At 62.2% G+C, this 14339-nt stretch carries 17 protein-coding genes; 7 read left to right on the plus strand and 10 right to left on the minus strand.

The features are described from left to right. Positions 1-43 precede the first annotated feature (43 nt). Positions 44-280, minus strand: a complete 237-nt coding sequence (locus tag AC07FD_RS31145; RefSeq protein ID WP_095085044.1) for an Lrp/AsnC family transcriptional regulator — start codon at positions 278-280, stop codon at positions 44-46. A gap of 241 nt (positions 281-521) precedes the next feature. Here AC07FD_RS31145 and AC07FD_RS31150 point away from each other — a divergent pair, with 241 nt between their 5' ends. Further along, positions 522-941 carry a DUF4864 domain-containing protein gene (locus tag AC07FD_RS31150; RefSeq protein ID WP_477227299.1) on the plus strand — a complete coding sequence of 140 codons (420 nt, stop codon included), beginning with the start codon at positions 522-524 and terminating at the stop codon, positions 939-941. A 104-nt stretch (positions 942-1045) separates the two neighbouring features. Then, a complete protein-coding gene (locus AC07FD_RS31155; protein WP_478352964.1) occupies positions 1046-1942 on the plus strand; it encodes a hypothetical protein in 897 nt (298 codons plus the stop codon). A gap of 2 nt (positions 1943-1944) precedes the next feature. On the opposite strand, the gene tgt is transcribed toward AC07FD_RS31155, so the two are convergent. From tgt to coaD, 7 genes are read right to left on the minus strand one after another with little or no spacing between them, the layout of a single operon-like run. Beyond that, entirely contained in the window at positions 1945-3078 is a 1134-nt protein-coding gene (tgt, locus tag AC07FD_RS31160; RefSeq protein ID WP_478352965.1) for a tRNA guanosine(34) transglycosylase Tgt, read from the minus strand. Further along, positions 3071-3340, minus strand: a complete 270-nt coding sequence (locus AC07FD_RS31165) for a hypothetical protein (protein WP_478352966.1) — start codon at positions 3338-3340, stop codon at positions 3071-3073. Before AC07FD_RS31165 ends, tgt begins: the two co-directional genes overlap by 8 nt. Continuing rightward, positions 3330-4418, minus strand: a complete 1089-nt coding sequence (queA, locus tag AC07FD_RS31170; protein ID WP_478352967.1) for a tRNA preQ1(34) S-adenosylmethionine ribosyltransferase-isomerase QueA — start codon at positions 4416-4418, stop codon at positions 3330-3332. Before queA ends, AC07FD_RS31165 begins: the two co-directional genes overlap by 11 nt. Continuing rightward, positions 4418-4867, minus strand: a complete 450-nt coding sequence (locus AC07FD_RS31175; protein WP_477303664.1) for a DMT family transporter — start codon at positions 4865-4867, stop codon at positions 4418-4420. Before AC07FD_RS31175 ends, queA begins: the two co-directional genes overlap by 1 nt. 12 nt (positions 4868-4879) lie before the next feature. Further along, a complete protein-coding gene (locus AC07FD_RS31180) occupies positions 4880-5392 on the minus strand; it encodes a peptidylprolyl isomerase (protein ID WP_478352968.1) in 513 nt (170 codons plus the stop codon). A 40-nt stretch (positions 5393-5432) separates the two neighbouring features. Next, positions 5433-6020: a peptidylprolyl isomerase gene (locus tag AC07FD_RS31185; RefSeq protein ID WP_478352969.1), complete on the minus strand. Its 588-nt coding sequence runs from the start codon at positions 6018-6020 to the stop codon at positions 5433-5435. A gap of 16 nt (positions 6021-6036) precedes the next feature. Next, the gene (gene coaD, locus AC07FD_RS31190) at positions 6037-6537 is read right to left on the minus strand and encodes a pantetheine-phosphate adenylyltransferase (RefSeq protein ID WP_477288833.1); all 501 of its coding nucleotides are present in this window, start codon (positions 6535-6537) and stop codon (positions 6037-6039) included. 194 nt (positions 6538-6731) lie between these two features. On the opposite strand from coaD, the gene AC07FD_RS31195 reads away from it, so the two are divergent. Then, positions 6732-6884, plus strand: a complete 153-nt coding sequence (locus AC07FD_RS31195) for a hypothetical protein (RefSeq protein ID WP_478352970.1) — start codon at positions 6732-6734, stop codon at positions 6882-6884. A 69-nt stretch (positions 6885-6953) separates the two neighbouring features. Here AC07FD_RS31195 and gyrA read toward each other — a convergent pair whose 3' ends face one another. Next, positions 6954-9752 (minus strand): DNA gyrase subunit A, encoded by a 2799-nt coding sequence (gene gyrA, locus AC07FD_RS31200; RefSeq protein WP_478352971.1) that lies wholly within the window; start codon positions 9750-9752, stop codon positions 6954-6956. A gap of 210 nt (positions 9753-9962) precedes the next feature. Here gyrA and AC07FD_RS31205 point away from each other — a divergent pair, with 210 nt between their 5' ends. After that, complete coding sequence (locus AC07FD_RS31205; protein WP_478352972.1) at positions 9963-11663, plus strand: SulP family inorganic anion transporter; 1701 nt, start codon at positions 9963-9965, stop codon at positions 11661-11663. Beyond that, complete coding sequence (locus tag AC07FD_RS31210; protein ID WP_478352973.1) at positions 11660-12280, plus strand: ParB-like protein; 621 nt, start codon at positions 11660-11662, stop codon at positions 12278-12280. Before AC07FD_RS31205 ends, AC07FD_RS31210 begins: the two co-directional genes overlap by 4 nt. Before the next feature lie 58 nt (positions 12281-12338). Here AC07FD_RS31210 and AC07FD_RS31215 read toward each other — a convergent pair whose 3' ends face one another. Next, the gene (locus AC07FD_RS31215) at positions 12339-13169 is read right to left on the minus strand and encodes a helix-turn-helix transcriptional regulator (RefSeq protein ID WP_478352974.1); all 831 of its coding nucleotides are present in this window, start codon (positions 13167-13169) and stop codon (positions 12339-12341) included. Between the two features lie 85 nt (positions 13170-13254). Here AC07FD_RS31215 and AC07FD_RS31220 point away from each other — a divergent pair, with 85 nt between their 5' ends. After that, positions 13255-13791, plus strand: coding sequence for a hypothetical protein (locus tag AC07FD_RS31220; RefSeq protein ID WP_478352975.1), 537 nt, complete (start codon positions 13255-13257; stop codon positions 13789-13791). A gap of 33 nt (positions 13792-13824) precedes the next feature. Next, the gene (locus AC07FD_RS31225; protein ID WP_478352976.1) at positions 13825-14202 is read left to right on the plus strand and encodes a VOC family protein; all 378 of its coding nucleotides are present in this window, start codon (positions 13825-13827) and stop codon (positions 14200-14202) included. Positions 14203-14339 lie beyond the last annotated feature (137 nt).

The following is a 14339-nucleotide window of genomic DNA, read 5'->3' on the forward strand; positions in this document are numbered from 1 at the left end:
GAGATAGAATCCCATCCCGATTCTATCGGGGATGGAACGGGCTCTAGAAGGCGCGGAACGTGACGACGGTGAAAGTGTCCTTGATACCGGGGAGAATCTGCACCTTCTCGTTGACGAAATGGCCCACATCTTCCTCGTCGTCGACGTAGAATTTGGCGAGCAGATCGTAGTTGCCGGCAGTCGAGTAGATTTCCGAGGCGATCTCGGCATCGGCAAGCGCGCTGGCAACCTCATAGGATTTGCCAAGCTCGCATTTGATCTGCACGAAAAACGCCCTCATGGCTTCGTCCCTAAACGTCCAAGTCCAAGCGGCCCTTCTGACAGACTGGAGGCGGGCTTTCAAGCGCCGGATGAATGCTCAGCCGGCTCGGGCCCGGGCTAAGACTTCCCGCAACGCGCGGGGGGCGACACGAATGTTCGCCACCGATGAAACCGTGAAGCGCCGTCATGCGTATGTTAAAATGCCTCTTGGAACAGTTTTGGGGAGAGGCAGCTTTCGCAAGGGGCAACGGAGACAGGCCATGCGCCGCATGTTTTTCGCATTCGCGTTCGTTCCACTCGTCCTGGCGTCGTCTGCGCTTGCCGGCGATGCCGAGGTCAAGGCGGCGCAAGCCGCCATCGACGGCCAGTTGAAAGCCTTCATCGCCAATGACGGCGCCACCGCCTATAGCTTCGCCGCACCCAACGTGAAGCAGATATTCCCGACCGTCGACACCTTCATGAACATGGTGACCAACGGCTATGCGCCGGTGCGCAACCCACAGACCTATTCTTTTGGCAAGGTCGAGGAGACGAGCCCGACATCGATCGTCCAGCAGGTGCTGATCGTCGGCCCCGACGGCAAGGATTACGAGGCTGTCTACACGCTGCAGCAACAGCCCGACGGCACGTTCCAGATCACCGGCTGCAGCCTGCGCGCGTCGAATTCGCTGAGCACCTGACGCAATCCACTTCAACGACAATCACAAAAGGCGGATGTGTTGAGTAGTGATTTTCGTGACAAAAATGTTATTGTGTGACTTACTTGAGGGGTTTCGATCTCGTCGTGCAGGCGATGTTCTCAGCTGTTTGGCTTACAGCGTTCTTGATGCTCATGTTCTGGATGATGAATATTCGTTCATCCGTCCGCCGTGAAAATGTAAGTCCTAGTTATCAACCAGAAATCAGGGACGCGATGCCTGAGAGCGAAGCGGTTGCGTCAATTCCTTTCAAAATTCGTGCAACCTTTCCGGGTCGAATATTCGGCATCAAGGAATGGACGCCTGAGGAGATCAACCTCATCATCACGTCCTACAAGGAACGCTATCCGGAAGAGTGGCAGGCCTATCTTGAAGCTGAGAACAATAATGGATTCATTTCCAGTACGATGAGCGATCGCATTTGCTCATTCATTGAAGAGCTGTTTCCCGACCTTCATCGGAAGCACTACCGCGCTGGCGCAGTTGACTTTCGATTTACGAATGAGCGGAATTTTAAATTTCCTATGTGGCAGCCCGAAAATCGACTCTCGCGCAGAGAACGTTTCTTAGCGCACATAAAGAAACATCGACAGGTAGTTAATGGTGACGTCGAATGGAACGATGAGAATGCCATTGTTTTGCTGGAACACATACAGAGCAATGACCCCGATCTTTGGGCAGACTATTGCAATTCATACAACGACGTCGGGCTCATAGGTCTCAGAATTATCGGTCGAATTAAGGCGCATATTGCGGCCCTATTCCCTCTTCCTGAGGATTGCAGCAAACGCGGTGTAATGCGCGGGTTGTTAGACGACGCCAATCGCCGGTACGGCTTTGAAATGCTCAAACCGGCAAACGCCAAGATCCGGGACCAGCTAGAGACCGAGTGGTTCAATGAGGGGCGAGGGCGCACGACTTTTGAAGAATGGCATCAGCAGGTAAAATTGCGCACCCAAAACAGCTCGAGCAAACGCGACTAAGGTCAAACAGCGGTTGGAATATCCCCGCGCGCCCAGCCTTCGGAGATTTCCGCCGCGCGCGCTTCGAAGGCGCCCGCCTCGATGGCAGCGCGAATGTCCTGCATAAGCTTCTGATAATAGGACAGATTGTTCCAGGTCAGCAGCATCGCACCAAGTGCTTCCTGCGAACGCACCAGATGGTGAAGATAGGCACGTGAGTAATCCCGGGCTGCCGGGCAGTCGCTCTCCTCGTCGAGTGGGCGCGGATCATCGGCGTGGCGGGCGTTGCGCAGATTGACCTTGCCGCGCCTGGTATAGGCAAGGCCGTGCCGGCCGGCCCGCGTCGGCATCACGCAATCGAACATGTCGATGCCCCGCGCCACCGATTTCAAAATATCGTCAGGGGTGCCGACGCCCATGAGATAGCGCGGCTTGTTTTCAGGCAGTTCCGGGCAGGTGATGTCGAGCATATCGAGCATCACCGCTTGCGGCTCGCCGACAGCCAGGCCGCCGACCGCATAGCCCTTCAGCTGCATTGCGCTCAAGGCTTGCGCCGAACGCACCCTGAGTGCCGCGTTGTCACCGCCTTGCACGATGCCGAACATCGCCTTGCCCGGCTGGTCGCCGAACGCCGTCTTGCAGCGCTCTGCCCAGCGCAGCGACAGCTCCATGGCGCGCTCGATCTCCTTCAACTCGGCCGGCAGCGCCGTGCATTCGTCGAGCTGCATCTGGATATCGGAATCGAGCAAACCCTGGATTTCGATCGAGCGCTCCGGCGACATCTCATAGGCGGCGCCGTCGATATGCGAGCGGAAGGTGACGCCTTTTTCGGTCAGCTTTCTAAGCTTGGACAGCGACATCACCTGGAAACCGCCGCTGTCGGTCAGGATCGGATGCGGCCAGCGGGCGAATTCGTGCAAGCCCCCCAGCCGCGCCACACGTTCGGCGCCGGGCCGCAGCATCAAATGGTAGGTGTTGCCCAGGATGATGTCGGCGCCAAGGCCGCGCACCTGGTCCATATACATCGTCTTGACCGTACCGCCGGTGCCGACCGGCATAAAGGCAGGCGTGCGGATTTCGCCGCGCGGCATGTCGATCACACCGCGTCGCGCCTTGCCGTCCGTCGCCAGAACTTTGAAGCTGAACGGTTTAGCCATTGAATTCCTTGTCATGAATCGGTGCGCCAGCTGCCTGCTTGTCGAGCGACTGGCGGTATTGGATGCAGCCACGCATGAATCTGCGCCAGGGCGGCACGGCGATCGCCGAGTCGGTCTTCTCCGGCAGCAGTTCCCACAGATCCGGATGATGCCAGCACAAATCATGGCCGGTGGCGTCGCGATGCTGGCGAATGCCGGTGCGCAATCTTTTCACTTCCGCGATCAGTGCATCGCGGTCCAGGCTCTCGAGATCATCGTCCATCGCTCATCTCCGCTCGATAAAGCAGGCTTGCGTCTCCATAGGAGTAGAACCTGTAGCGATTCTCGATGGCATGCGCATAGGCCGCACGCATCGTATCGAGACCACTGAAGGCCGAAACCAGCATGAACAGTGTCGAGCGTGGCAGGTGGAAATTGGTCATCAGCATGTCGGCGGTACGAAATCGATAGCCAGGCGTGATGAAGATGTCGGTCGGACCGGACCATGCAATCAGGGTGCCGTCCGCGCGCGCCGCGCTTTCCAGCAGGCGCAGCGAGGTCGTGCCGACAGCGACGATGCGGCCGCCCCTCGCCTTGGCCGCGTTGAGCGCGTCGGCGGTCGCCTCGCTGACCGAACCGGTCTCGGCGTGCATCTTGTGGTCGGCGGTGTCATCCGCCTTCACCGGCAAGAACGTGCCGGCGCCGACATGTAAGGTAACGAAGCGGCGCTCGACCCCCTTGGCGTCGAGTGTCGCAAAAAGCTCCGGCGTGAAATGCAGGCCTGCCGTGGGTGCGGCAACGGCGCCTTCTTCCCGGGCATAGACGGTCTGGTAGTCGGCCCGGTCGCGTTCGTCGTCGTCGCGCTTCGAGGCGATATAAGGCGGCAGCGGAATATGGCCGACCGCATGCAGCGCTTCGTCCAGGAAGGGCCCCGACAGGTCGAAGCCAAGCAGCGCCTCGCCGCCCTCGCCTTTCTCGATCACGGTGGCGTCGAGCTGGCCGAGGAAACAGGAATTGCCATCATGGCCGAAATGGATACGGTCACCGGCGGCAATGCGCTTGCCCGGCCGCATGAAGGCCAGCCAGCGGTCCGGCGCCATGCGCATGTGCAGCGTGGCTTCGACTTGCGCCTGCGCCTCACCACGCCGCCTGATGCCTTTCAGCTGCGCCGGAATGACCTTGGTGTCGTTGAACACCAGCACATCGCCGGCGTGGAGCAAGGACGGCAGGTCGCCAACCGACCGGTCGTCGAGCCCGTCGCCGGGCTTGACCACCAGCATTTTGGCGCTGTCGCGCGGCTCTGCCGGGCGAAGCGCGATACGCTCCTCCGGCAGGTCGAAGTCAAACAGATCGACGCGCATCAGTAGAGCCGGACGAGCAGCGCCCCGGCCAGCAGCAGCACCGCGCCGGCGACCCGGCCGAGCGAGATTTCGCGCACCGCGACACCGAGGAAGCCAACGCGGTCGATGAGCATGCCGGCCAGCAACTGTCCGGCCACCAGAAACGCCATCAGGGCGGCGGCGCCGATGCGCGGCGTTAGGATGGTCGAAAGCGTCACATAGAAGCCGCCAAGCATGCCGCCGGCGATGAACAGCCACGGTGCCGGCGCCTTCCAGTCGAGCGTGATGCCTTGCAGCTTCACCACCGTGACGGAGATGATGCCGAGCACCACCGCGCCCGACAGGAACGAAAACGCAGCCGCCGCGACCGGGAGCCCCAGGCCGCGCGCCAGCTGCGAATTGATCGGCGCCTGAATCGCAATGAAGGCGCCGGACAGGATGCCGAGAAGCGACCAGACGACGCCCATCATTGATGTTTTGCCTTACTTGACGTCGGCCGCGACCTTCAGCGACACGATCTTGTCGGGATCCGGCACCGGCTCGCCGCGCTTGATCTTGTCGACATTGTCCATGCCTTCGATGACCTGGCCCCAGACCGTGTACTGGCGGTTGAGGAAGGCGGCTTCGTCGAAGCAGATGAAGAACTGCGAATTGGCCGAGTTTGGGTTCTGCGAACGGGCCATCGAACAGGTGCCGCGGCCATGGTTGGCATTGGAGAATTCAGCCTTGAGGTCAGGCTTGTCGGAGCCGCCCATGCCGGCACGCGACGGAGCAAAGGAGGGCTTGCTGGAATTGCCGAACTTGACGTCGCCGGTCTGCGCCATGAAGCCGTCGATGACGCGGTGGAAGACCACGCCGTCATAGGCGCCTTCGCGCGCCAGTTCTTTGATACGGGCGACATGGCCGGGCGCCAGGTCGGGGAAAAGTTCGATGACGACGTTGCCCTTGGTCGTCTCCATGATGAGCGCGTTTTCGCGGTCCTTGATCTCGGCCATGTCAGATATCCTTTTCAGAAAACAGAGTTATTTGACAACTTTACTTGTCTGCGGCGATGCGCACCTTGAGCATCCGGTCAGGGTCGGTGACCGTGCCATTGTCCGCTTCGTCGCCCTTCTTGATGTGGTCCACCAGTTCCATGCCGCTGACGACGGTGCCGACGATGGTGTATTGGCCATCGAGGGGCGGCGCCGGCGCGAACATGATGAAGAACTGCGAATTGGCGGAGTTGGGGTCCTGCGAGCGGGCCATGCCGACCACGCCGCGCTTGTAGTGTTCGGTCTGCGAGAATTCGGCCGGCAGGTCGGGTTGATCGGAACCGCCGGTGCCGACGGCCTCGGCGCTAAAACCCTTCTTCATGTTGCCGAACTTGACGTCGCCGGTCTGCGCCATGAAGCCGCCGATGACGCGGTGGAAGGCGACGTTGTCATAGGCGCCCTGGCGCACCAGCTTCTTGATCTGCGCGACGTTCTTGGGTGCCAGATCGGGCCGAAGCGCGATGGTGACGTCGCCGTCCTTCAGCGTGATGATCATGGTGTTTTCCGGGTCGGCGGCGAAGGCCGAGACAGACGAAGTCACAAGACCAGCAAGCACAATGAGGAACGAGGCAAGCTTTTTCAGCTGCATATCTATCTCCGGGATCTTATTTCGCGAATTTGGCGGTGAGCGCACCGGCAACCGCCGCCGGCACGAAGGGGCGGATGTCGCCTCCCATCGAGGCAATCTGGCGGACAAGTGTGGCGGTAATGGTGCGCACGGACGGGCTGGCGGGCAGAAAAACCGTCTGCAGTTCAGGCGCCATGGTCTCGTTCATGCCGGCCATCTGCATCTCGTAGTCGAGGTCGGTGCCGTCGCGCAGGCCGCGGATCATGATCGAGGCGCCCTGCTTCCTGGCCGCGTCGATGACCAGCCCGTCGAAGGCGACAACCTTGATGCGCGCACCGTCGCGGCCAAATAAAGTCTTCGTCGCACTCTCGATCAGCGCCACCCGTTCCTCGAAGGAAAACAGCGGCTGCTTGCCCGGGTGGATACCGATGGCCGCATAGACGACGTCGGCCACCGCCAGCGACGCTTTCAGCACATCGAGATGGCCGTTGGTCAACGGGTCGAAGGAGCCGGCATAGAGGGCGATGCGTTCAGTCATGGCTGGTGCTTCTAACGAGCCTCTCTCGCAAAGGCAAATCCGATTGGCGAGCCGGTCGTGAACCTTTTCCGCCACGTGAACGACAGATGAACACGCTGATCACGAAGCCTTCACGCAGCGTTCACTAGGTTGCACCTTAATAAGATGAAACCAAAATCCCATCTATCCGTTGTTAGGCGCAGGAGAACACGCACATGCTGATCTACATGCTTGCCACCGCAATGACCGTCGCCATGCTGATCGCCACCGTTTTCGGCTTGCATCAGGAGGCTCAGCGCATCCGCATCAAGGCCAACGCCAAGCGTTTCGAAGGCTTTGGCCCCCGCAAGCCATATCGCCACTACTAAGTTCGTCTTCACTTGCTGTCACGCCGGCCGATGGGCCGGCGTTGCTATGTCAGAACCGGATGCCGGACCTTACTCGGCACCATCGGGGCCAGCCTCCGACGTCGGATCGATCTCGGCGCCGGCGCTTTCTTCGATTTCCTCGTCCGATTGCGGTTCCGAAATCCGCTCGACCGAAACCACCTTTTCACCTTCAGCCGTGTTGAAGATGGTCACGCCCTTGGTGGCGCGGCTGGCGAAACGGATGCCGTTCACCGGCACCCGAATGACGGTGCCGCCGTCCGACACCAGCATGATCTGGTCGTCATTGCCGACCGGGAAGGTCGCCACCAGCCTGCCGATCTCGGCTACCTTCGAAACGTCGGTGGCACGAATGCCCTTGCCGCCGCGTCCGGTCAGCCGGAAATCATAGGAGGACGAGCGCTTGCCGTAGCCATATTCGGTCACCGTCAGCACGTATTGTTCGTGCTGCTTGAGGAATTCGTAGCGCTCGTCGGAAAGCTCCGTCTCCTCGCCGACCTCTTCGTTGGTCAGCGCGATCTCTTCCTCTTCGCCGGCCGCGATGCCGGCGGCAAGCCGCCGTTCGGCCGCCGCCCGCTTGAGATAGGCGGCGCGCTCTGCCGGCGGCGCATCGACATTCTCGATCACCGCCATGGAAATCACCCGGTCTGTCTCGGCCATGGCGATGCCGCGCACGCCGACCGAGTTGCGACTCTGGAAGACGCGTACGTCGCCGACCGAGAAGCGGATGCACTGGCCGGAGCTGGCGGTGAGCAGCACGTCGTCATTGTCGGTGCAGGTCTCGACGCCGAGAATCTCGTCGCCCTCCTCCTCCAGCTTCATGGCGATCTTGCCGTTCCGGTTGACCTGGACGAAGTCGGAAAGCTTGTTGCGTCGCACGGTGCCACGCGTGGTGGCGAACATCACATCGAGCTCGCCCCAGCTGGTCTCGTCCTCGGGCAGCGGCATGATGGTGGTGATGCGCTCACCCTGCTCCAGCGGCAGCATGTTGATCAGCGCCTTGCCGCGCGATTGCGGGTTGCCGATCGGCAGCCGCCAGACCTTCTCCTTGTAGACGATGCCGCGCGAGGAGAAGAACAGCACCGGCGTGTGCGTGTTGGCAACGAACAGCCGGGTGACGAAATCCTCTTCCTTGGTCGACATGCCGGAGCGACCCTTGCCGCCGCGGCGCTGCGCCCGGTAGAGCGACAGCGGCACGCGCTTGATGTAGCCGGAATGGCTCACCGTCACGACCATGTCCTCGCGCTGGATCAGGTCCTCGTCTTCCATGTCCGCGCCACCGTCGGTGAGCTCGGTGCGGCGTGGTGTACCGAACTCGTCGCGAACGGCGGCAAGCTCATCCTTGACGATCTGCTGGACCCGCGCGCGGGAAGACAAAATGTCCAGGTAATCAATGATTTCGGCGCCGATCGTGTTCAACTCGTCGGCGATCTCGTCGCGGCCGAGCGCGGTCAGGCGCTGCAGGCGCAGTTCGAGGATGGCGCGCGCCTGCTCCTCGGACAGATTGTAGGTGCCGTCCTCGTTGATGCGATGGCGCGGGTCGTCGATCAACAGGATCAGCGATTCGACGTCGCCGGACGGCCACCGCCGCTCCATCAACTGCTCACGCGCCGTCTGCGGATCCGGCGCGGTGCGGATGAGCTTGATCACTTCGTCGATGTTGGCGACGGCGATGGCGAGACCGACCAGAACATGGGCGCGGTCGCGCGCCTTGCGCAGCAGGAATTTCGTACGCCGGGTGATCACTTCCTCGCGGAAGGCGACGAACGCCCTCAGCATGTCGGTCAACGTCAGCAGTTCCGGCTTGCCGCCGTTGAGCGCCACCATATTGGCGCCGAAGGAGGTCTGCAGCGGCGTGAAGCGGTAAAGCTGATTGAGGATGACATCGGCAACGGCATCGCGTTTCAGCTCGATGACGACGCGGTAGCCCTGGCGGTCGCTCTCGTCGCGGATGTCGGAAATGCCTTCGATGCGCTTGTCGCGCACCAGTTCGGCCATCTTCTCGATCATCGACGACTTGTTCACCTGGTAGGGAACCTCGGTGATGATGATCGATTCACGGTCGTTGCCGCGCGCCTCGATGTTGACCTTGCCGCGCATGACGATGGAGCCGCGGCCGGTCGAATAGGCGCTGTAGATGCCGGAACGGCCAAGCACGATGCCGCCGGTCGGGAAATCCGGCCCCGGGATGATCTCCATCAGTGCCGGCAGGTCGATCGCCGGATTGTCGATGATAGCGATGGCGCCGTTGCAGACTTCGCTGAGATTGTGCGGCGGGATGTTGGTCGCCATGCCGACGGCAATGCCGCCGGAGCCGTTGACCAGCAGATTGGGGAACCGTGCCGGCAGAACCTTGGGCTCGCTGCCGGACGCATCATAGGTGTCCTGGAAATCGACGGTGTCCTTGTCGATATCCTCCAGCAGTTCATGAGCGACCTTGGTCAGCCGCGATTCGGTATAGCGCATCGCCGCCGGCGGATCGCCGTCAATGGAGCCGAAATTGCCCTGTCCGTCGATCAGCGGCACGCGCAACGACCAGTCCTGCGCCATACGCACCAAAGCGTCGTAGATCGAGGCGTCGCCATGCGGATGGTATTTACCCATCACGTCGGCGACCGGGCGCGCCGACTTCACATATTTGCGGTTCCAGTGGTAACCGCTCTCATGCGAGGCGAAGAGAATGCGGCGATGCACCGGCTTCAGGCCGTCGCGCACGTCCGGCAGCGCACGGCTGACGATCACGCTCATGGCGTAATCGAGATAGGAGCGCTGCATCTCCTCGACGATGGATATCGGCTCGATGCCGGTGGGGCCGCCGTCGGCGCCGCGCGGTGTCTTTTGGTCGGTCAAATCGGATCACAATCTAATCAGGAATCACTTGCTGCTTATATAGGAAGCAAGCCCGAAACTCCAATATCCGCGACACTTTTCCAGTGTCAATTTTGGTGGTAATTTCAAAAGGATACCACTGATTGCGACGATATGGCCAAGGCGGTTTCGCCGCCACCAAGGCAAAAGCCTGCGATGGACCGTTTTCCCCCAGCGAAAGCCACGAGCGCGATGAATTGGACCTCTTGGCTGCCGTTGCGAGCCCTGAGTGGTTGGACGCCGAGGGATCTGAACGGCGATCTGGTCGCGGGCCTCACACTGGCCGCGATCGCCATTCCCGAACAGATGGCGACCGCCCGGCTCGGCGGCTTTGCTCCCGAGGTCGGCTTCTTCGCTTTTGTTGCCGGTTCGGTGGCGTTCGCCCTGTTCGGTGCCAACCGGCACCTGTCGGCCGGCGCGGACTCGACCATCACGCCTCTCTTTGCCGGCAGTCTCGCCGTGCTCGCCGCATCAGGGTCGCCGCATTATCTGGTGCTGGCTTCCATGCTGGCGCTGATGGTCGGGCTGATCGTGACCCTCAGCGGCGTTTTCCGCCTTGGCTGGGTTGCCGATCTCTTGTCGGTGCCGGTCACGACGGGTTTTCTGGCCGGCATCGCCGTCCATATCATCGTTTCGCAATTGCCCGGACTGCTCGGCCTGCCCGCCGAGAGCGGTGAAACCTTGCGGCGCGTCGGTGAGATCGCCGGCAACCTGCATTTCACCAATCCCTGGAGCCTCGGGCTCGGCCTCGGCGTGTTCGCGATCGTGTTCTGCGCCGAACGCATCAGCGCCCGCATCCCCGGCGCGTTGATCGGCATGGTGCTTGCCACCTCAGCGGTTGCCGTCTTCGGCCTCGAGGATCGCGGCGTCGAGGTGCTCGGCGCTTTGCCCAATGGCCTGCCACGGGCCGGCCTGCCGCTTGCCAGCCTTGACGATGTGCAGGCGCTGGTCCCGCTGGCATTGCTGATCGCCATCGTCGTCATGGTGCAGACGGCGGCCACCTCCCGCTCCTTCGCGCCGCAACAGGGCGACGCTCCTGACGTCAATCGCGATTTCGTCGGCGTCGGCGCCGGCAGCATCGCGTCAGGCCTGTTCGGCGCCTTTGCGGTCAATGCCAGCCCGCCGCGCACGGCAATCGTATCCCAGTCGGGCGGCCGCTCACAGGTCGCGGGCCTCATCGCCGCGGCCATCGTGCTGGTGCTGGGAGCTTTCGGTGGCGGCCTGCTCGCCGATGTTCCGCAGGCGGCCCTTGCCGGTGTTCTGCTGTTCGTTGCCCTGCACATTCTGCGCTGGAAGGTGTTCGCTAGTGTCTACCGGCAGGCGCCGGTCGAATTCGCATTGATCCTCATCACCATGGCGGCCATCGTCGTGCTGCCCATCGAGACCGGCGTGGCGATCGGCATCGGCCTGTCGCTGCTGCATGGAATCTGGAGCGCAACCCGCACGCAGCCGCTCGAACTGGAACAGGTGCCGGGCACCTCGGTGTGGTGGCCGCCCGGCGAGCCAGCTGCCGGCGAACAGCTCCCCGGCGTACTCGTCGCGGCATTCCAGGCACCGCTGTCCTTCGTCAACGCCGACCGCTTCAAGCGCGGCCTTTGCGATCTTGTCGATGCCAGGAGTGAGAGCGTGAAGCTGGTCGTGCTGGAAGCCAGCAACATCGTCGAGATCGATTACACAGCCGCGCAAGCCCTCATCGACACCATTACCCATTGCCGCAAGGCGGGCGCGATCTTTGCCATCGCGCGGATGGAATCGCTGCGTGCCCAAGCGGCGCTGGCACGATTTGGCATCGCCGACCTGATCGGCCCGCAGCGGATTTTTCACAGTGTCGATGCCGCAATCAGGACGCTCGGTCCGGACCGGCAGCCGCAACAACAGGACAAAGCCAAATGACGACCCAGCGGGAACCCTTGTTGACCCCCGTCGCGGTAGAAGATTTGCGGCCGACACAGATCACCGTCGGCATGCGGGAAGTCGCCTTGAAGCGCCAGATGATCCGCTCGCAGAGCGCCAGGAAGACCGGCACTTTTCTCGGCGCCCATATGGTCCCCGTCGTGCTGGGGCCAAAGAAGCGCAACTACGTCACCGATCACCACCATCTCGCCCGGGCCCTGCTCGAGGAAGGCATCCGGGATGTTCTGGTCACGGTGATCAGCGACCTGTCGAGCCTCGACAAGGACGCCTTCTTCGTCGTGCTCGACAATCGCGGCTGGATGCATCCGTTCGACGGGAACGGCAGGCGCCGGGGCTATGAAGCCATTCCCAAAACCATGGCCGAACTCATCGACGATCCCTACAGGAGCATGGCCGGCGAACTGCGCCGGCAAGGCGGTTTTGCCAAGGACACCACGCCGTTCAGCGAATTCCTGTGGGCGGATTTCCTGCGCCGGCGCGTCGATCGGGATGCGGTGGCGAAAAATTTCGACAAGGCGATGAGGGAGGCACTGAACCTGGCCAAGGGCAAGGACGCGGACTACTTGCCCGGCTGGTGCGGACCGATATCGGACTGAGCTGCGTTGAGAATTCTCCCGGCCTGACCTGATTCTCAACGCACCTGTGCTGCAAGCGTCAGCGGGCCGCCGCCCGGCGGGCGCGATACTGCCCCGGCGTCTCTCGCATGACGCGTCGAAACCGGCGATTGAACGTCGACAAATCGTTGAAGCCTGCCTCGAAGGCGATCACCGAGACCGCATCGTCTGACATGCGCAGCCGCACCGCCGCGCGGTGCAGCCGGGTCTTGAGCAGGAACTGATAGGGCGTCATGCCCGCGACCTGGCGGAAAATGCGCAGGAAATGATAGGGACTGGTCGCGGTCTCATCAGCAAGCGCTGAAAGCGAAATCGGCCCGTCGGCGTCGAGTTCGATCCGCCGCACCGCTTCGGCAACCCGTTTCTGATCGCGGCGGCTTGGCGCGCGCCTGAGATGCGCGGGGCCGGAGACCGTTGCCACGGCAGCCCCCGCAATGCGCAGCCCGAGTTCCTCGAAGGCGTCGATGTCGGCCATCTCGCGAGCGGTTTCCGCCTCGGCGAGCAGGGGCGCCAAGGCCGGCAAGGGCGGCAGGCGCGGCGCCTCGAAGGCCAGCTTTTTCGCGCCCGGCACGCCGGCCGCGATCCGCTCCATATAGGCCGGCCCGAAATGGAACGAGAGGCAACGGTCGCCGCTGCCATGTTCATGCCCGCACTCGTAACACGTGGCGGGATTGCCGAGCAGGAGCGCGCCGGGCGCCAGCATCGCCGTGCCTTGCTGCGCGCGATAGCGGAACGTGCCGCCGGTGACCGCGGCGACGCAGAAATCCTGATGGGCTTCCTCGAACGGCCGGTCACCGGCGCCGGCCGTGCAGATCACGTCCGCCACGTGCCAGCCGGACCCGGATGCGAGAGTGTGCGTGGTCGCTGTCATGATCGAAATATAGCAATTTTTCCCAAGCCCAGAACCCCATCGCGGCCTACTCCTCCCGATCTCCTGACAAGAAGAGACCGGAGCCATGTACGACCAATCCTCCTTTGCGGAAGCCTTGCACAGTCCCGGACCAATCGACGGACTTGCCGAAAAACTGAACCTCTATGGCCGCTTCGTCGGCGCCTGGACTTTCGACGCTTCGCGCCATCTCGAGGACGGCACGCTGCTGACCGGGCGTGGCGAGGTGCACTTCGGCTGGGTGCTGGAAGGCCGGGCGATCCAGGATGTGTGGATCCTGCCCTCACGCGACGCCGGCCACTCGCCGTCCCTAGGCAAATGGACGTTCTACGGCACGACATTGCGCCTCTACGACCCCGCCGCCGACGCCTGGCACATCTTCTGGAGCGACCCGCGCAACCAGCATCACAGCCAACAGCTTGGCCGTGCCGAAGGCGAAACGATCGTGCAAGTCGGCGCCGATGGCACCGGCTCCTCGGTGCGCTGGAGCTTTTCGCGGATCACCGAGAATTCCTTCCGCTGGCTCGGCGAGCGCTCGCACGACAATGGCGCGACATGGCGGCTGGAAGTCGAGTTCCTGGCCCGCCGAACGGCAACAGAATGACGCGACAATGCATTGTAATCAATGGAGAAAAACATGTTCGATCATATCTCGATCGGTGTTCGCGACGCCGTCGCTTCCAAGCGCTTCTACGATGCCGCGCTGAAGCCGCTCGGCTATACCTGCCTCAGCCAGTCGCCGGGCTCGTTGGGCTATGGCGCCCAAGGCGTCGCACTGTGGGTCAACGATGCTGTGCGGCCCGTGCCGGCGGACGAAAAATCCGGCCTGCATTTCTGCTTCGCGGCGCCGACGCGAGCCAGCGTCGACGCCTTCCACGCCGGCGCCTTGCGTGAAGGCGGCAGCGACAATGGCGCGCCGGGTCCGCGCGCCGACTATGGCGAGAATTATTACGCGGCGTTCGTCATCGATCCGGACGGTTATCGCATCGAGGCCTATTGCGGCGCTGCCTGCTAAAGTATCCGTGTTGGTCAAGGAAGGGATTGGGTCCAAATTCGACCGTCCCTGAGCAGAGCGTTTGCGAGAAGGATGAGCCATGATTGCGGTGATAGCGACCTTTGAGGCTTTGCCTGCCGCTCTGAGTTGATCGTACT

Source organism: Mesorhizobium waitakense, assembly GCF_056431085.1.

What these genes read in the sequence shown, in the direction of transcription:
- AC07FD_RS31145 (WP_095085044.1), bottom strand. Translation starts at nt 280, where the DNA reads ATGAGGGCGTTTTTCGTGCAGATCAAATGCGAGCTTGGCAAATCCTAT.
- AC07FD_RS31150 (WP_477227299.1), top strand. Translation starts at nt 522, where the DNA reads ATGCGCCGCATGTTTTTCGCATTCGCGTTCGTTCCACTCGTCCTGGCG.
- tgt (WP_478352965.1), bottom strand. Translation starts at nt 3,078, where the DNA reads ATGGCTAAACCGTTCAGCTTCAAAGTTCTGGCGACGGACGGCAAGGCG.
- AC07FD_RS31165 (WP_478352966.1), bottom strand. Translation starts at nt 3,340, where the DNA reads ATGGACGATGATCTCGAGAGCCTGGACCGCGATGCACTGATCGCGGAA.
- queA (WP_478352967.1), bottom strand. Translation starts at nt 4,418, where the DNA reads ATGCGCGTCGATCTGTTTGACTTCGACCTGCCGGAGGAGCGTATCGCG.
- AC07FD_RS31175 (WP_477303664.1), bottom strand. Translation starts at nt 4,867, where the DNA reads ATGATGGGCGTCGTCTGGTCGCTTCTCGGCATCCTGTCCGGCGCCTTC.
- AC07FD_RS31180 (WP_478352968.1), bottom strand. Translation starts at nt 5,392, where the DNA reads ATGGCCGAGATCAAGGACCGCGAAAACGCGCTCATCATGGAGACGACC.
- AC07FD_RS31185 (WP_478352969.1), bottom strand. Translation starts at nt 6,020, where the DNA reads ATGCAGCTGAAAAAGCTTGCCTCGTTCCTCATTGTGCTTGCTGGTCTT.
- coaD (WP_477288833.1), bottom strand. Translation starts at nt 6,537, where the DNA reads ATGACTGAACGCATCGCCCTCTATGCCGGCTCCTTCGACCCGTTGACC.
- AC07FD_RS31195 (WP_478352970.1), top strand. Translation starts at nt 6,732, where the DNA reads ATGCTGATCTACATGCTTGCCACCGCAATGACCGTCGCCATGCTGATC.
- AC07FD_RS31205 (WP_478352972.1), top strand. Translation starts at nt 9,963, where the DNA reads ATGAATTGGACCTCTTGGCTGCCGTTGCGAGCCCTGAGTGGTTGGACG.
- AC07FD_RS31210 (WP_478352973.1), top strand. Translation starts at nt 11,660, where the DNA reads ATGACGACCCAGCGGGAACCCTTGTTGACCCCCGTCGCGGTAGAAGAT.
- AC07FD_RS31215 (WP_478352974.1), bottom strand. Translation starts at nt 13,169, where the DNA reads ATGACAGCGACCACGCACACTCTCGCATCCGGGTCCGGCTGGCACGTG.
- AC07FD_RS31220 (WP_478352975.1), top strand. Translation starts at nt 13,255, where the DNA reads ATGTACGACCAATCCTCCTTTGCGGAAGCCTTGCACAGTCCCGGACCA.
- AC07FD_RS31225 (WP_478352976.1), top strand. Translation starts at nt 13,825, where the DNA reads ATGTTCGATCATATCTCGATCGGTGTTCGCGACGCCGTCGCTTCCAAG.